General features: G+C 64.5%; 12 protein-coding genes. 6 read left to right on the forward strand and 6 right to left on the reverse strand.

Annotated elements, in window-relative coordinates:
• Window positions 1–70 precede the first annotated feature (70 nt).
• Both gap and tkt read right to left on the reverse strand, forming a co-directional pair.
• On the reverse strand, window positions 71–1,081 hold the full coding sequence (gene gap, locus B9Z01_RS24440) for a type I glyceraldehyde-3-phosphate dehydrogenase (RefSeq protein ID WP_006051892.1): 1,011 nt from the start codon (window positions 1,079–1,081) through the stop codon (window positions 71–73).
• A 123-nt stretch (window positions 1,082–1,204) separates the two neighbouring features.
• The gene (gene tkt / locus B9Z01_RS24445) at window positions 1,205–3,226 is read right to left on the reverse strand and encodes a transketolase (RefSeq protein WP_085487808.1); all 2,022 of its coding nucleotides are present in this window, start codon (window positions 3,224–3,226) and stop codon (window positions 1,205–1,207) included.
• Between the two features lie 571 nt (window positions 3,227–3,797).
• On the opposite strand from tkt, the gene B9Z01_RS24450 reads away from it, so the two are divergent.
• Together B9Z01_RS24450 and B9Z01_RS24455 are read left to right on the forward strand one after the other, a co-directional pair.
• Entirely contained in the window at window positions 3,798–4,211 is a 414-nt protein-coding gene (locus B9Z01_RS24450; protein WP_085487810.1) for a VOC family protein, read from the forward strand.
• Window positions 4,212–4,230: 19 nt separating this feature from the next.
• Entirely contained in the window at window positions 4,231–4,971 is a 741-nt protein-coding gene (locus B9Z01_RS24455) for a 16S rRNA (uracil(1498)-N(3))-methyltransferase (RefSeq protein WP_085487812.1), read from the forward strand.
• 129 nt (window positions 4,972–5,100) lie between these two features.
• On the opposite strand, the gene B9Z01_RS24460 is transcribed toward B9Z01_RS24455, so the two are convergent.
• The 3 genes from B9Z01_RS24460 to B9Z01_RS24470 form a co-directional block, all read right to left on the reverse strand.
• The gene (locus B9Z01_RS24460) at window positions 5,101–5,670 is read right to left on the reverse strand and encodes a barstar family protein (RefSeq protein WP_085487814.1); all 570 of its coding nucleotides are present in this window, start codon (window positions 5,668–5,670) and stop codon (window positions 5,101–5,103) included.
• Window positions 5,671–5,686: 16 nt separating this feature from the next.
• Entirely contained in the window at window positions 5,687–6,100 is a 414-nt protein-coding gene (locus B9Z01_RS24465) for a ribonuclease (protein WP_085487816.1), read from the reverse strand.
• A gap of 404 nt (window positions 6,101–6,504) precedes the next feature.
• Window positions 6,505–8,847, reverse strand: a complete 2,343-nt coding sequence (locus tag B9Z01_RS24470) for an NADP-dependent malic enzyme (RefSeq protein ID WP_085487818.1) — start codon at window positions 8,845–8,847, stop codon at window positions 6,505–6,507.
• 275 nt (window positions 8,848–9,122) lie between these two features.
• Here B9Z01_RS24470 and thiL point away from each other — a divergent pair, with 275 nt between their 5' ends.
• The 4 genes from thiL (at window position 9,123) to B9Z01_RS24490 (ending at window position 11,900) form a co-directional block, all read left to right on the forward strand.
• The gene (thiL, locus tag B9Z01_RS24475) at window positions 9,123–10,124 is read left to right on the forward strand and encodes a thiamine-phosphate kinase (RefSeq protein ID WP_085487984.1); all 1,002 of its coding nucleotides are present in this window, start codon (window positions 9,123–9,125) and stop codon (window positions 10,122–10,124) included.
• Window positions 10,114–10,686 carry a phosphatidylglycerophosphatase A family protein gene (locus B9Z01_RS24480; RefSeq protein ID WP_208626173.1) on the forward strand — a complete coding sequence of 191 codons (573 nt, stop codon included), beginning with the start codon at window positions 10,114–10,116 and terminating at the stop codon, window positions 10,684–10,686. Before thiL ends, B9Z01_RS24480 begins: the two co-directional genes overlap by 11 nt.
• A gap of 158 nt (window positions 10,687–10,844) precedes the next feature.
• Window positions 10,845–11,345 carry a CinA family protein gene (locus B9Z01_RS24485; RefSeq protein WP_085487820.1) on the forward strand — a complete coding sequence of 167 codons (501 nt, stop codon included), beginning with the start codon at window positions 10,845–10,847 and terminating at the stop codon, window positions 11,343–11,345.
• Between the two features lie 30 nt (window positions 11,346–11,375).
• A complete protein-coding gene (locus B9Z01_RS24490) occupies window positions 11,376–11,900 on the forward strand; it encodes a cupin domain-containing protein (protein WP_085487822.1) in 525 nt (174 codons plus the stop codon).
• Window positions 11,901–11,921: 21 nt separating this feature from the next.
• Here the strand turns inward: B9Z01_RS24490 and pyrF are convergent, their stop codons facing one another.
• Window positions 11,922–12,737, reverse strand: a complete 816-nt coding sequence (gene pyrF, locus B9Z01_RS24495; protein WP_085487824.1) for an orotidine-5'-phosphate decarboxylase — start codon at window positions 12,735–12,737, stop codon at window positions 11,922–11,924.
• Window positions 12,738–12,788 lie beyond the last annotated feature (51 nt).

Below are 12,788 nucleotides of genomic sequence, written 5' to 3' on the forward strand. Positions count from 1 at the left end.
GGCTTTTTCGTGCTTCGTGCTGCGCGATTGCCGCAGCACCAACGCGGCAGAAAACGCTACAGCCTGAGACTTACTTCGCGTTCGCGAGCGCGACAGCCGTGTCCAGCATGCGGTTCGAGAAGCCCCACTCGTTGTCGTACCAGCTCGACACCTTCACGAGACGGCCCGACACCTTGGTCAGCGTTGCGTCGAACGTCGACGAAGCCGGGTTGTGGTTGAAGTCGATCGACACGAGCGGCGCGTCGTTGTAGCCGAGGATGCCCTTCAGCGCGCCTTGCGATGCTTCCTTCATGATCGCGTTGACTTCCTCGACCGTCGTGTCGCGCGCGGCGATGAACGACAGGTCGACGACCGACACGTTGATCGTCGGGACGCGGATCGCATAGCCGTCGAGCTTGCCGTTCAGTTCCGGCAGCACGAGGCCGACCGCCGACGCGGCGCCGGTCTTGGTCGGGATCTGGCTGTGCGTGGCCGAACGCGCGCGGCGCAGGTCTTCGTGGTACACGTCGGTCAGCACCTGGTCGTTCGTGTACGCGTGGATCGTCGTCATCAGGCCGTTCACGAGGCCAATCTTGTCGTTCAGCGGTTTCACCAGGGGCGCGAGACAGTTCGTCGTGCACGATGCGTTCGAGATCACCGTGTCCGATGCCTTCAGCACGTTGTGGTTCACGCCGTAGACGATCGTCGCGTCGACGTCCTTGCCGCCCGGCGCCGAGATGATGACCTTCTTCGCGCCGCCCTTGATGTGCGCGCTCGCCTTTTCCTTGGTCGTGAAAAAGCCCGTGCACTCCATCACGACGTCGACGTTCAGCTCGCCCCACGGCAGTTCAGCCGGGTTGCGGTTCGCCAGCACGCGGATCTTGTCGCCGTTCACGACCAGGTAGTCGCCGTCCACCGACACTTCGCCCGGGAACTTGCCGTGCGCGGTGTCGTACTGCGTCAGGTGGGCGTTGGTCTTGGCATCGCCCAGGTCGTTGATGGCAACGATTTCGATATCGTGCTTCTTGCCGTTTTCATAGAAGGCGCGCAGGGTGTTGCGGCCGATCCGGCCGTAGCCGTTGATTGCGACGCGAATCGTCATGATTTATCTCCTGATGGCTGAAAAAATACGTTTGTGTTCGCCTGATCGAGCGCCCGGCCGAGTATCCGGCCAGACGCGTTGCCGCGCAGCCGCATGGGCGCGACGGCAACGCTTGGCTCCGAATCAGCCGAGCGCGGCCTTGACCGTCTCCACCACATGCTCGACGGTGAAGCCGAAATGCTTGAACAGCACGCCTGCCGGGGCCGATTCGCCGAACGTGTCGATGCCGACCACGCCGCCTTCGAGACCCACGTACTTGCGCCAGAAATCCGACACGCCCGCTTCGATCGCGACACGGCGCACGCCGTGCGGCAGCACGCGTTCGCGGTATCCGGCGTCCTGCCTGTCGAACACCGTCGTGGACGGCATCGACACAACACGCGCCGCGATGCCTTCGCGCGCGAGCGGCTCGACGGCCTTCAGCGCGAGTTCGACTTCCGAGCCGGTGGCGATCAGGATGATCTTGCGCGCGACGATTTCTTCATCCCAGTCGCGCAGCACGTAGCCGCCCTTGTCGATGTTGGCGATCTGCGCGTCGGTACGCTCCGAGAACGGCAGATTCTGGCGGCTGAAGATCAGGCACGACGGGCCTTCCTGTTCGATTGCGTGGGTCCAGGCCACCGCGGTTTCGACGGTGTCGGCCGGGCGCCACGTGTGCAGATTCGGGATCAGGCGCAGGCTCGCGACGTGTTCGATCGACTGGTGGGTCGGGCCGTCTTCGCCGAGACCGATCGAGTCGTGCGTGAACACGAAGATCGACGGCGCTTTCATCAGCGCGGCGACGCGCAACGCGTTGCGGCTGTAGTCCGAGAACGTCAGGAACGTGCCGCCGAACGCCTTGAAGCCGCCATGCACCGCGACGCCGTTGATCGCGGCGCTCATGCCGAATTCACGCACGCCGTAGTTCACGTAGTTGCCGGCGGCCTGGCCTTCGGCATTCACGCGCACGGGCTTCGCGGCCTTCCAGTTGGTCAGGTTCGAGCCGGTCAGGTCGGCGGAGCCGCCGAGCAGTTCGGGCAGCACGGCCGACAGGCCTTCGATGGCCTGCTGCGAGGCCTTGCGCGTCGCGATGGTTTCCGCGCGCTCGTTCGCGCCGGCGATGATCGCGCGCGCCTTGTCCTTCCAGTCGGCCGGCAATTGCTTCGCGCTGCGGCGCTTGAATTCGGCCGCTTCCTGCGGGTACTTCGCCGCGTACGCCGCGAACGCCTTGTCCCAGTCGGCTTCGAAGCGCGCGCCCGCTTCCTTCGCATCCCATGCCGCGTAGACTTCCTGCGGAATCACGAACGGCTCCCACTTCCAGCCGATCGCCTCGCGGGTGGCCGCGATTTCCTTGTCGCCGAGCGGCGCGCCGTGCGAATCGTGGCTGCCGGCCTTGGTCGGCGCGCCTTCGCCGATCACGGTTTTGCAGCAGATCAGCGTCGGCTTGTCCGACTGCTTCGCCTGTTTGATCGCGGCATCCACTGCGTCGACGTCGTGGCCGACCACGTTCGGGATCACGTTCCAGCCGTACGCTTCGAAGCGCTTCGGCGTGTTGTCGTGGAACCAGTGCACCACTTCGCCGTCGATCGAGATGCCGTTGTCGTCGTAGAACGCGATCAGCTTGTTCAGCTTGAGCACGCCCGCGAGCGAGCAGGCCTCGTGCGAAATGCCTTCCATCAGGCAGCCGTCGCCGACGAACACGTACGTGTGGTGATCGACGATCTTCGCGTCAGGCTTGTTGAATTCAGTGGCGAGCAGCGACTCGGCGAGCGCCATGCCGACCGCATTCGCGAGACCCTGGCCGAGCGGGCCGGTGGTGGTCTCGACGCCCGGCGTGATGCCGTATTCCGGATGGCCCGGCGTCTTCGAATGGAGCTGGCGGAAGTTCTTCAGCTCTTCCATCGGCAGATCGTAGCCGGTCAGATGCAGCAGCGAGTACAGCAGCATCGAGCCGTGACCGTTCGACAGCACGAAGCGGTCGCGATCGGCCCACTGCGGGTTCTTCGGGTTATGGCGCAGATGACGCGACCACAGGGCGACGCCGATTTCGGCCATGCCCATCGGCATGCCGGGGTGGCCGGAGTTCGCCTTTTGAACGGCGTCCATGGCCAACGCACGGATTGCGTTAGCCATCAAGGAAGTGGGTGCGGGAGACGGGATCGTCATGTCGAGTCCGGAGACAGAGTCAGAAAGCGGGGCGCGCTTGAGGCCCGGAAGCTCGGCGGACGGTTCGCTACGGCGCACGATGCGGCGCCAGGAGACGCGAAACGGGCAGAGCAAACGGACAAGGCTGAAAGCGTCACATTCTAACAGAACGTTAACCCGTACCCGGCCGGAAAGCCCTCCAGTCCTGTGGTTCAACGCACGCGCCGCGGCAGGAGCCGGCCGGGCCCTTTACCATTCGATCGCCTGCCCGCCACGCCTCGGTCCGGGCCGCCCGCCGTAAGCGCCCTGCCCGACGATCCGCACGCCTCGCCGAACGCCGGATCGATTCGCTGAAGCACTACGATCCAGCCTTGCACGCGGGGGCTATTCTCGGCATCGCGGTCGGTGCGCGATAAACTAGATCGCGTCCTATAGCCATCAGATTCAAGCGTGGGCACAATGCGGCGGTTCGACTGGATCGCACGCCGCGGCGCAATACATGCAGTATGCGTGCAGTACGCGTCTCGATACGCCTCCATTAGCGTCGAACCGCAGCATGCGCCCCGTCAAACCTCGAGATCCGGAGAACCCCATGACCGCCTCCCGCCCCGCCGGTGTGCCTTGGCTAACCCCCTATCTGACGGTGCGCGATGCACGTGCGTCGACCGCGTTCTACTCCGCGGCGTTCGGCTTCGAGGTCCGCGATAGTGTCCAGGACGACGGCATGGTCATGCATGTCGAGATGACCTATCAAGGCCAGTTGATCGTGATGTTCGCGCCGGAAGGGGCATTCGGCTCGGTTGCAAAAACCCCGAGAAGCGCAGGCGCAATCGCCCCGCAATCGTTTTATGTCTATGTCGACGACGTCGACGCGGTTTATGCGCGGGCCCTCGCGGCCGGTGCCAAATCGCTGAGCGAGCCGCAAGATCAGTTCTGGGGCGACCGCTTTGCCCAGGTCGAAGATCCGGACGGTTACCGTTGGGCGCTCGCTCGCCACCTTTCCTGAGTCAATGAGTATTTTTTTGATGCCCCGCTTTTTCGTCGGTATTCCCCTGCATCCAGACGACATCCTGCCGCTTCCCGATGATGTCGTGCGCCACGTCCTCGTGCTGCGTCTGCAGCCCGGCGATTCGATCGTGCTGTTCAACGGCGAAGGTGGGGAATACAGCGCCGAACTCATCGAAGTCGAACGCCGTTCGGCCCGCGTGAAAATTCGCGATTTCCGCGCCACCGAAGTCGAAACGCCATATCACCTGACACTCGCGCAAGGCATTGCAAGCGGCGACAAGATGGACTGGCTGCTGGAAAAGGCCGTCGAACTCGGCGCATCGAGCTTCGTGCCGTTGACCACCACGCGCAGCGTCGTGCGTCTGGCCGGCGAGCGCGCCCAGCGCCGGCATCAGCATTGGCAAGGCATCGTGCGTGCATCGTGCGAGCAATGCGGGCGCAACCGGTTGCCGGAAGTCGCGCAGGTGCGCGAAATCGCCACCTGGCTCGCCACGCTGCCGCCCGAACCCGAAGAAGGCGAACTGCGCATTCTGCTGTCGCCGCGCGCGAACATCGGCTTCTCGGCATTGCCCACGGCGGCGCCACGAGGCCGCGTGATCGTGCTGGTCGGCCCGGAAGGCGGCTTTTCCTCGGCCGAAGAGGCCGCGGCCACCGCTCACGGATTCAGCGCCGTCGGTCTCGGGCCGCGCGTGCTGCGCACCGAGACCGCGGGTATGGCCGTTCTGTCGGCACTGGCGGCGCGCTGGGGCGGATGGTGATGCGGTTCGCGCATGGTTGCCTCGCGGCTTGAACTGCCGCGCCCATAAAGCAAAGGCCCGCCAGTTGGCGGGCCTTTGTCGTTCTTTCGTGCGGAAAACAACCTCAAACGCAGCCGAAAATCCGGCAAATCACGCGAACGAGTAAAACACCCGGAACGCTACCTTGCGCTCGGCCCAGAATTCGGCCGCTTCGCGGAACACGTCGAGCAGAGTTTCGCGCCCTTCCTTGTCGAACTTCTGCGCGACCGGCAACTGTTCGAGCACGATCACGAAACCGGGCTGCGCCCCCGCTTTATGCACGAGGTCGGTCAGGCAATCGTAGAGCGCGTCGTAGTTTTTGCCGAAGTGCTTCGGAAAGAGAAAAGACGTCGCGATGGTTTCGAGCACTTCCTGTTTGGATGCCGCGTTCGCGCAATACGCATACAGAAAGTGCTGGCCCAGCTGGCTGGCCTCGTCGGCGAGATCCTGCACGCGGAACGCGCGGATCGACTGCACGATGTTCGGTCGCACGGTCTGGAAAAGACTCATGGGCTCCTCGTTCGATGAAACCGTCGTGCCAGCTTCGTTCTGGGTTTCGCTCTGGTGGTCGCGGCCCTCGCCGGCGCGCATCTTCATGACGCGTTGGAACAAATTGCCGTCGCCGGCCGCGAAAAGATCCGTCGCGACCCCGGAGTCGTGCGCGTAGATGTTGTCGCTCATGCCGTTCTTCCCGATCTCATTCAACAATACGATTAAAACTGGTGTAGTGGTCGTCTGAGTAGTAACAATTGTCGGTTCGCTGTAGCGGACCTCCGCAGACGATGCGGCGCGCCCCGCGATTACGCGCGTGAGGCGTGGGAACGGTGTATTCGTGGTAGTAGCCGCGCCGATGAGCCGGCAGCACCCGCTCGAAATTGCCGAATACGATGCCGTCCTTCTCATACGGGTAAGGACCGCCAGCGGCAATCAGGTTCAACGTATTGACCGCCTCGCGCGGCAGTTGCGCCAGCGCAATGGTGCCGACTTCCACGTTCGTCGCGGCGGAGTCCGTGTATTTCCGCGCCAACGCGTCAGGTACGGAACCAGACAACGCGCAGAGCGCGACCACACCGATCAGCACGCCTTTGATGCGCAACCCGTTGCGTGCCATGTATCAGGTTTCCCCGCTCTCAGATCACGAGTTTGACGACCATGAAAGTCGTAAGGGTATCGCTAATAGCCTTTGGAATCAACGTTCGACGGGCAGACGAAACGCTGCGGCCGCCCGGAAAACCCGGCGGTAGGGACCTTGACGACTTTTGACAAAATATTGAACGCGATCAGGCTAAACTTAGCTCAACCGTGCAAATGAGGACGGAACGCAGGCGGCCCGAACGGCCGCCCACCCACGTTTTCACCACGGTTGAAGAGCCTTGGAATTGCCGCAGCCGTCAGGCTGTGTCATTGCCATTTTTCGGGGTGGCTATCCCCTGCTTGCCCTGAGGCGTGCCCATTGCGGGCACGCTTTTTTTTCATGGCGCCCGATCAGGCGGCGCCATGCGCTGCCTGATCGGGTCAGCGGGCCGCTGCGCTAACGTCTGCCACCAGCAGCGCCGTCATGTTGACGATACGGCGCACCGTCGCCGACGGCGTCAGCACATGCACCGGCCTGGCCGCGCCGAGCAGCATCGGGCCGATCGCGATGTTGTTGCCGGCCGCCGTCTTCAGCAGGTTGTACGAGATGTTGGCCGCATCGATGTTCGGCAGCACGAGCAGGTTCGCGTCGCCTTCGAGCGTCGAATCGGGCAGCACTTCGCGGCGCAGGTTCGCGTCGAGCGCGACGTCGCCGTGCATTTCACCGTCCACCTGCAGATCCGGCGCGCGTTCGCGCAGGATCTCGAGCGTCTCGCGCATCTTCTGCGCGGTCGGCGCATTGCTCGAACCGAAGTTCGAGTGCGATACGAGCGCGACTTTCGGCTCGATGCCGAAACGGCGCACTTCCTCGGCCGCCATGATCGTGATCTCGGCCAGTTCGTCCGGCGTCGGATCGACGTTCACGTGCGTGTCGACGAGGAAAATCTGCCGGTTCGGCAGCACCAGCGCGTTCATTGCCGCGTAGACCTTCGCGCCCGGCTTCTTGCCGATGACCTGATCGATGAAGTGCAGGTGGCGGTGCGTCGTGCTGACCGTGCCGCAGATCATGCCGTCCGCTTCGCCCTTCTTGACCATCATCGCGCCGATCAGCGTGGTGCGGCGGCGCATTTCGAGCTTGGCCATCTGCGCGGTGATGCCCTTGCGCGACATCATCTTCGCGTATTCTTGCCAGAAATCGCGGTAACGTGCGTCATGATCGGTGTTGACGACCGTATAGTCCTGTCCCGCGACGAGACGCAGACCGTAACGCGCGATGCGCTGCTCGATCACCGCCGGACGGCCGATCAGGATCGGTTTAGCGAGCTTTTCGTCGACGATGATCTGCATTGCGCGCAGTACGCGCTCTTCTTCGCCTTCCGCGAACACGATGCGTTTCTTCTCCGGCTCGACACCGCGCGCGAGCTGGAAGATCGGCTTCATCGTCGTGCCGCTGTGGTAGACGAACTGCTGGAGATGTTGCTGGTACGCCTCCATGTCCTCGATCGGACGTTCGGCGACGCCCGAATCCATCGCGGCCTTCGCCACCGCCGGCGCGACCTTGACGATCAGACGCGGATCGAACGGCTTCGGAATCAGGTATTCCGGCCCGAACGACAGGTCCTCGATGCCGTACGCCGTCGCAACGATATCGCTCTGCTCCTGGCGTGCGAGTTCGGCGATTGCGTTGACCGCGGCGATTTCCATTTCGCGGGTCACCGTGGTCGCGCCCGCGTCGAGCGCGCCGCGGAACAGGAACGGGAACACGAGAACGTTGTTCACCTGGTTCGGGTAGTCGGTGCGGCCCGTGCACAGCACAGCGTCCGGACGCACTTCGAGCGCCAGTTCCGGCAGGATTTCCGGCGTCGGATTCGCGAGCGCGAGAATCAGCGGCTTCCCGGCCATCTGCTTGACCATGTCCTGCTTGAGCACGCCGCCGGCCGACAGGCCGAGGAAGACGTCCGCGCCGTCGATCACTTCGGCGAGCGTGCGCGCCTCGGTTTCACGCGCAAAGCGCTCCTTGTCCGGGTCCATGAGCTCGGTGCGGCCCTTGTAGACGACCCCCGCGAGGTCGGTCACCGTGATGTTTTCGAGCGGCAGGCCGAGGTCGACGAGCAGATCCAGGCAGGCGAGCGCCGCGGCGCCCGCGCCGGAGGCAACCAGCCGAACCTTCTTGATGTCCTTGCCGACCACCTTCAGGCCGTTGGTGACCGCCGCCGCGACGACGATCGCGGTGCCATGCTGGTCGTCGTGGAAGACCGGAATCTTCATGCGCTTGCGGCATTCGCGCTCGACGATGAAGCAGTCCGGCGCCTTGATGTCCTCGAGGTTGATACCGCCGAACGTCGGCTCGAGCGCGGCGATCACCTCGACGAGCTTGTGCGGATCGTTCTCGTTGATTTCGATATCGAACACGTCGATGCCGGCGAACTTCTTGAACAGCACCGCCTTGCCTTCCATCACCGGCTTCGACGCGAGCGGCCCGATGTTGCCGAGACCGAGCACCGCCGTGCCGTTCGTCACGACGCCGACCAGGTTGCTGCGCGCGGTGAAGCGCGCCGCGTTCAGCGGGTTTTCAACGATTTCCTCGCACGCGAACGCGACGCCCGGCGAATACGCCAGCGAGAGGTCGCGCTGGTTGATCATCTGCTTGGTCGGGGCGATCGCGATCTTCCCGGGAGTCGGGAACTCGTGGTAGTCGAGAGCGGCTTCGCGGAGTTTGGTATTGACGGGATTCGACATAAGGCGGGCTTCGAAGTGCAGATTAGAATAGATGTTCGACGGCATTGTAGCCCCAATTGCCTACGCAATTCCTTCAATACGGGTACAACAGCCGCGACTGAAACAGCGTGAAAAGCCGATGCGGCTTGATCTGCCCGCCTGATGCAACGAGGGAGCTGAGGCAAAAAACAGGCGGTGCCCTGGGGCTCCGTGACGCGGAACGCAGGCCGATGCGCAGCAGCCGCGCAGCGCTCGTTCTTAAGCACACATCATCGGAATCCACTGCCAAGAGTTGCAATCAGGCCGACATTCTCACCGTTCTCCACTCATCTTCTGCCATCATGCTTTCCGAGTTTTCGCTGATCGACCGTTTCTTCGCCCGCCGCGCCGCCGCAGCGCGACCATCGGGTACCGCAGGCGAGACGCTCGGCATCGGCGACGATTGCGCGCTGCTCGCGCCACATGCCGGCGAGATGCTCGCCATTTCGACGGACATGCTGGTGGAAGGCCGCCATTTCTTCGCCGATGTCGACCCCGAAGCGCTCGGGCACAAGGCGCTCGCGGTCAATCTGTCGGACCTCGCCGCGATGGGCGCGCAGCCGCAGGCGTTCACACTGGCCTTCTCGCTGCCGAAAGCCGACGAAGCATGGCTTTCCGGGTTCAGCGAAGGCCTGTTCTCTCTGGCCGAGCGTTATGGCTGCGAGTTGATCGGCGGCGATACGACGGGCGGTCCGCTCAATCTTTGCATTACGGTGTTCGGCAGCGTGCCGCCGCAATCAGCGCTGCGCCGCGACGCCGCCAGGCCCGGCGACGACATCTGGATTTCCGGCACGCTCGGCGACGCGCGCGCCGGACTCGGCGTACGGCGCGGCGAGTGGACGGCCCATGCCGGCGACACCGCGACGTTTCGCCGCGCCCTCGAACGCCCGGAACCGCGCATTGCGCTGGGCCTTGCGCTGCGCGGCATCGCGCATGCAGCGCTCGACCTGTCGGACGGGCTCGCGGGCGACCTGCTGCACATCCTCGAACGCTCGTCGATGCGCGCGACCGTCAACGCCGACGCGGTGCCGCGCTCAGCCGCGCTGCGCCGCCTCGCGCCCGAGGTCCAGCAGCGTTGCACGCTCGCGGGCGGCGACGATTACGAGCTCTGCTTCACCGCGCCCGCCGTCGCGCGTGCCGCGGTCGAAGCCGCTGCGCAGAAGGCGGCCGTGCCGGTCACCCGCATCGGTACAATAAGCGCTCTCGAGGCGGCCAACGACCGCCCGGCCATCGCGTGGCGCAATGCCGCCGGCGAGCCGCTCACTCTGACGTTGCAAGGTTTCGACCACTTCCATGCAGAATGACCACCCGCTCGGCCCCGCCGACGATCTCCCCGGCAGCCAGCCGCCCAACGCGTCCGGACCGCGTACGCCCGGACAGCAGCCACGCCGCGCCACTGCGCGCTTCATGCTGTCTCATCCGTTGCATTTCCTGTCGCTCGGTTTCGGCAGCGGGCTGTCGCCGGTCGCGCCGGGTACGTTCGGCACACTGTTCGCGTGGGCTTCGTTCGCGGTCCTGAGCCGCTATCTGACCGTGATCGAGTGGGGCGTGCTGATCGTCGCGGGCTTTATCGGCGGAATCGCGATCTGCGGCTTTACCGCGAGGCGGCTCGGCATCGAGGACCCGTCAGCGGTCGTGTGGGACGAAATCGTCGCGTTCTGGCTCGTGCTGCTGATGGTCACGCCCGCCACGCTGAGCGGCCAGGTGTGGGCGTTCATCGTCTTCCGCTTCTTCGACATGGTGAAGCCGCCGCCCATCGGCTATTTCGACCGCCGTCTGAAAGGTGGCTTTGGCATCATGTTCGACGACCTGATCGCCGCATTTTTTACCTTGCTCGTGATCGCGCTGTGGCGCATGTCGGTTTGAGCGCTGCTGGATCACTCTGCTTGCGCGGCATTTGACGGCTGCTTGAGTGTTTGCCTGAGCGTTTGCCTGAGCGCTGTTTCAGCGCTCTGTTTGACCGCCGCCCGGCCTTCGCCCTTTGCCGCGCTTCACCGCCGGCGCCGTTTTTCCGGATTGACGCCATGCCTACCGATTCCGTCGTTCATCAGCTTGCGATCCGCGTGAGCAACCGTCTGCGCGACGAGCGCCTGATGCTCGTCACCGCCGAATCCTGCACGGGCGGCATGGTGGCGACTGCGATTACCGACATTTCCGGCAGCAGCGGCTGGTTCGAGCGCGGCTTCGTCACGTATTCGAATCAGGCGAAAAGCGAAATGATCGGCGTGCCGGCCGACCTGATCGAAAAGCACGGCGCGGTCAGCGAACCGGTCGCCCGCGCGATGGCCGAAGGCGCGCTGCGCAACAGCCGCGCGCAGGTGTCGCTGTCGATTACCGGCGTCGCGGGGCCTGGCGGCGGCACCGAAACCAAACCGGTCGGCATGGTCTCGTTCGGCTGGAGCAACCGGCTGCATACCTCAGTGGAAACGAAGATTTTCAAGGGCGATCGCGAGCAGATCCGCGTGCAGGCCGCCGCGCATGCGTTGCGCGGTGTGCTCGCGCTGCTCGACGAGCGCGAGCACTGAGCCTCACGTGAACGGCCGAACGGTGGACCCATGAACAACTCGCGCGCAGTCACGGACGAACTGATCCGCCGCCTCGATCTGAAGCCGCATCCCGAAGGCGGATTCTTCGCGGAGACGTACCGCTCGGCCGCGCGCGTATTGCGCGACGGCGAGCCGGCCAAGCCGGACGGCCAGCGCGCGGCGTCGACCGCGATTTACTACCTGCTATGCGACGGCGCGCATTCGGCATGGCATCGGATCCGCTCCGACGAGGTCTGGCATTTCTATGCGGGCGAGCCGCTGAACGTTCACGTGCTCGACGGCAACGGCGCACTCATCACGCATCGGCTCGGCAATCCGCTCACGCAGCCCGATACGGTGTTTCAGGCCGTGGTGCCGGCCGGCTTGTGGTTCGCGGCGGAGTGCGCCGATCCGGCGACGTTCGCGCTCGCGGGATGCACGGTCGCGCCGGGTTTCGAATTCAGTGAGTTCGAACTCGCGGATGTGGCCGTGCTGAAGGCGCAACATCCGCGGCATGCGGCGTTGATCGAGCGCCTGGCGCCGCCGCGTTGCTGAGGCTGAGGTAGCCCCTCCGGCTCACCGGAACGCGTTGATCCGGTCGCGCGTTTCCTTCGCGGCCTGCGCGGCTGCCGGCGCGAAATCGTCGCCCTTGCCCGCGTAGATGATCGCGCGCGACGAATTGATCAGCATGCCTGTGCCGTTCGCGGTCCGGCCCGCGGTCACGGTAGCCTGCACGTCGCCGCCTTGCGCGCCGATGCCGGGAATCAGCAGCGGCATGTCGCCGACGATCCCGCGCACCACTTCAATCTCCTTCGGAAATGTCGCGCCGACCACGAGCCCGAGCTGGCCGCTCGCATTCCATTTCTGCGCCGCGAGCTGCGCGACGACCTGGTAGAGCGGCCGGCCGCCCGTCTCGAGGAATTGCAGATCGGAGCCGCCTGCGTTCGAGGTGCGGCACAACACGATCACGCCCTTGCCTTCGTGCTCGAGATACGGCTCGATCGAGTCGAAGCCCATGTACGGATTGACCGTCACCGCGTCCGCCTTGTAGCGCTCGAACGCCTCGCGCGCGTACTGCTCGGCGGTGCTGCCGATGTCGCCGCGCTTCGCGTCGAGAATCACCGGCAGGCCCGGATGGTTCGCGTGAATGTGGGCGATGAGCTGCTCGAGCTGGTCTTCCGCGCGATGCGCGGCAAAGTAGGCGATCTGCGGCTTGAACGACGACGCGTACGGCGCGGTCGCATCGACGATCGTGCGGCAGAACTCGAAGATCGCATCGGAGCGGCCCGCGAGCGCGCCGGGGAATTTGCCGGGCTCGGGATCGAGGCCAACGCACAGCAGCGAATTCGTGCGCTGCCAGGCGTCGTTGAGTGTCTGGATGAAATTGGACATAGGAAGTCTCGCGGCGAGCCGGTAATCGGAAGAGGCGCGTATTTTACCTGC

Origin of the sequence: Paraburkholderia susongensis (assembly GCF_900177725.1) — a bacterium.
Lineage (GTDB): Bacteria > Pseudomonadota > Gammaproteobacteria > Burkholderiales > Burkholderiaceae > Paraburkholderia > Paraburkholderia susongensis.

What these genes read in the sequence shown, in the direction of transcription:
- B9Z01_RS24490 (WP_085487822.1), top strand. Translation starts at nt 11,376, where the DNA reads ATGAACAACTCGCGCGCAGTCACGGACGAACTGATCCGCCGCCTCGAT.
- B9Z01_RS24470 (WP_085487818.1), bottom strand. Translation starts at nt 8,847, where the DNA reads ATGCCGTCGAACATCTATTCTAATCTGCACTTCGAAGCCCGCCTTATG.
- B9Z01_RS24460 (WP_085487814.1), bottom strand. Translation starts at nt 5,670, where the DNA reads ATGAGCGACAACATCTACGCGCACGACTCCGGGGTCGCGACGGATCTT.
- B9Z01_RS24450 (WP_085487810.1), top strand. Translation starts at nt 3,798, where the DNA reads ATGACCGCCTCCCGCCCCGCCGGTGTGCCTTGGCTAACCCCCTATCTG.
- pyrF (WP_085487824.1), bottom strand. Translation starts at nt 12,737, where the DNA reads ATGTCCAATTTCATCCAGACACTCAACGACGCCTGGCAGCGCACGAAT.
- B9Z01_RS24480 (WP_208626173.1), top strand. Translation starts at nt 10,114, where the DNA reads ATGCAGAATGACCACCCGCTCGGCCCCGCCGACGATCTCCCCGGCAGC.
- gap (WP_006051892.1), bottom strand. Translation starts at nt 1,081, where the DNA reads ATGACGATTCGCGTCGCAATCAACGGCTACGGCCGGATCGGCCGCAAC.
- B9Z01_RS24455 (WP_085487812.1), top strand. Translation starts at nt 4,231, where the DNA reads ATGCCCCGCTTTTTCGTCGGTATTCCCCTGCATCCAGACGACATCCTG.
- tkt (WP_085487808.1), bottom strand. Translation starts at nt 3,226, where the DNA reads ATGACGATCCCGTCTCCCGCACCCACTTCCTTGATGGCTAACGCAATC.
- B9Z01_RS24485 (WP_085487820.1), top strand. Translation starts at nt 10,845, where the DNA reads ATGCCTACCGATTCCGTCGTTCATCAGCTTGCGATCCGCGTGAGCAAC.
- thiL (WP_085487984.1), top strand. Translation starts at nt 9,123, where the DNA reads ATGCTTTCCGAGTTTTCGCTGATCGACCGTTTCTTCGCCCGCCGCGCC.
- B9Z01_RS24465 (WP_085487816.1), bottom strand. Translation starts at nt 6,100, where the DNA reads ATGGCACGCAACGGGTTGCGCATCAAAGGCGTGCTGATCGGTGTGGTC.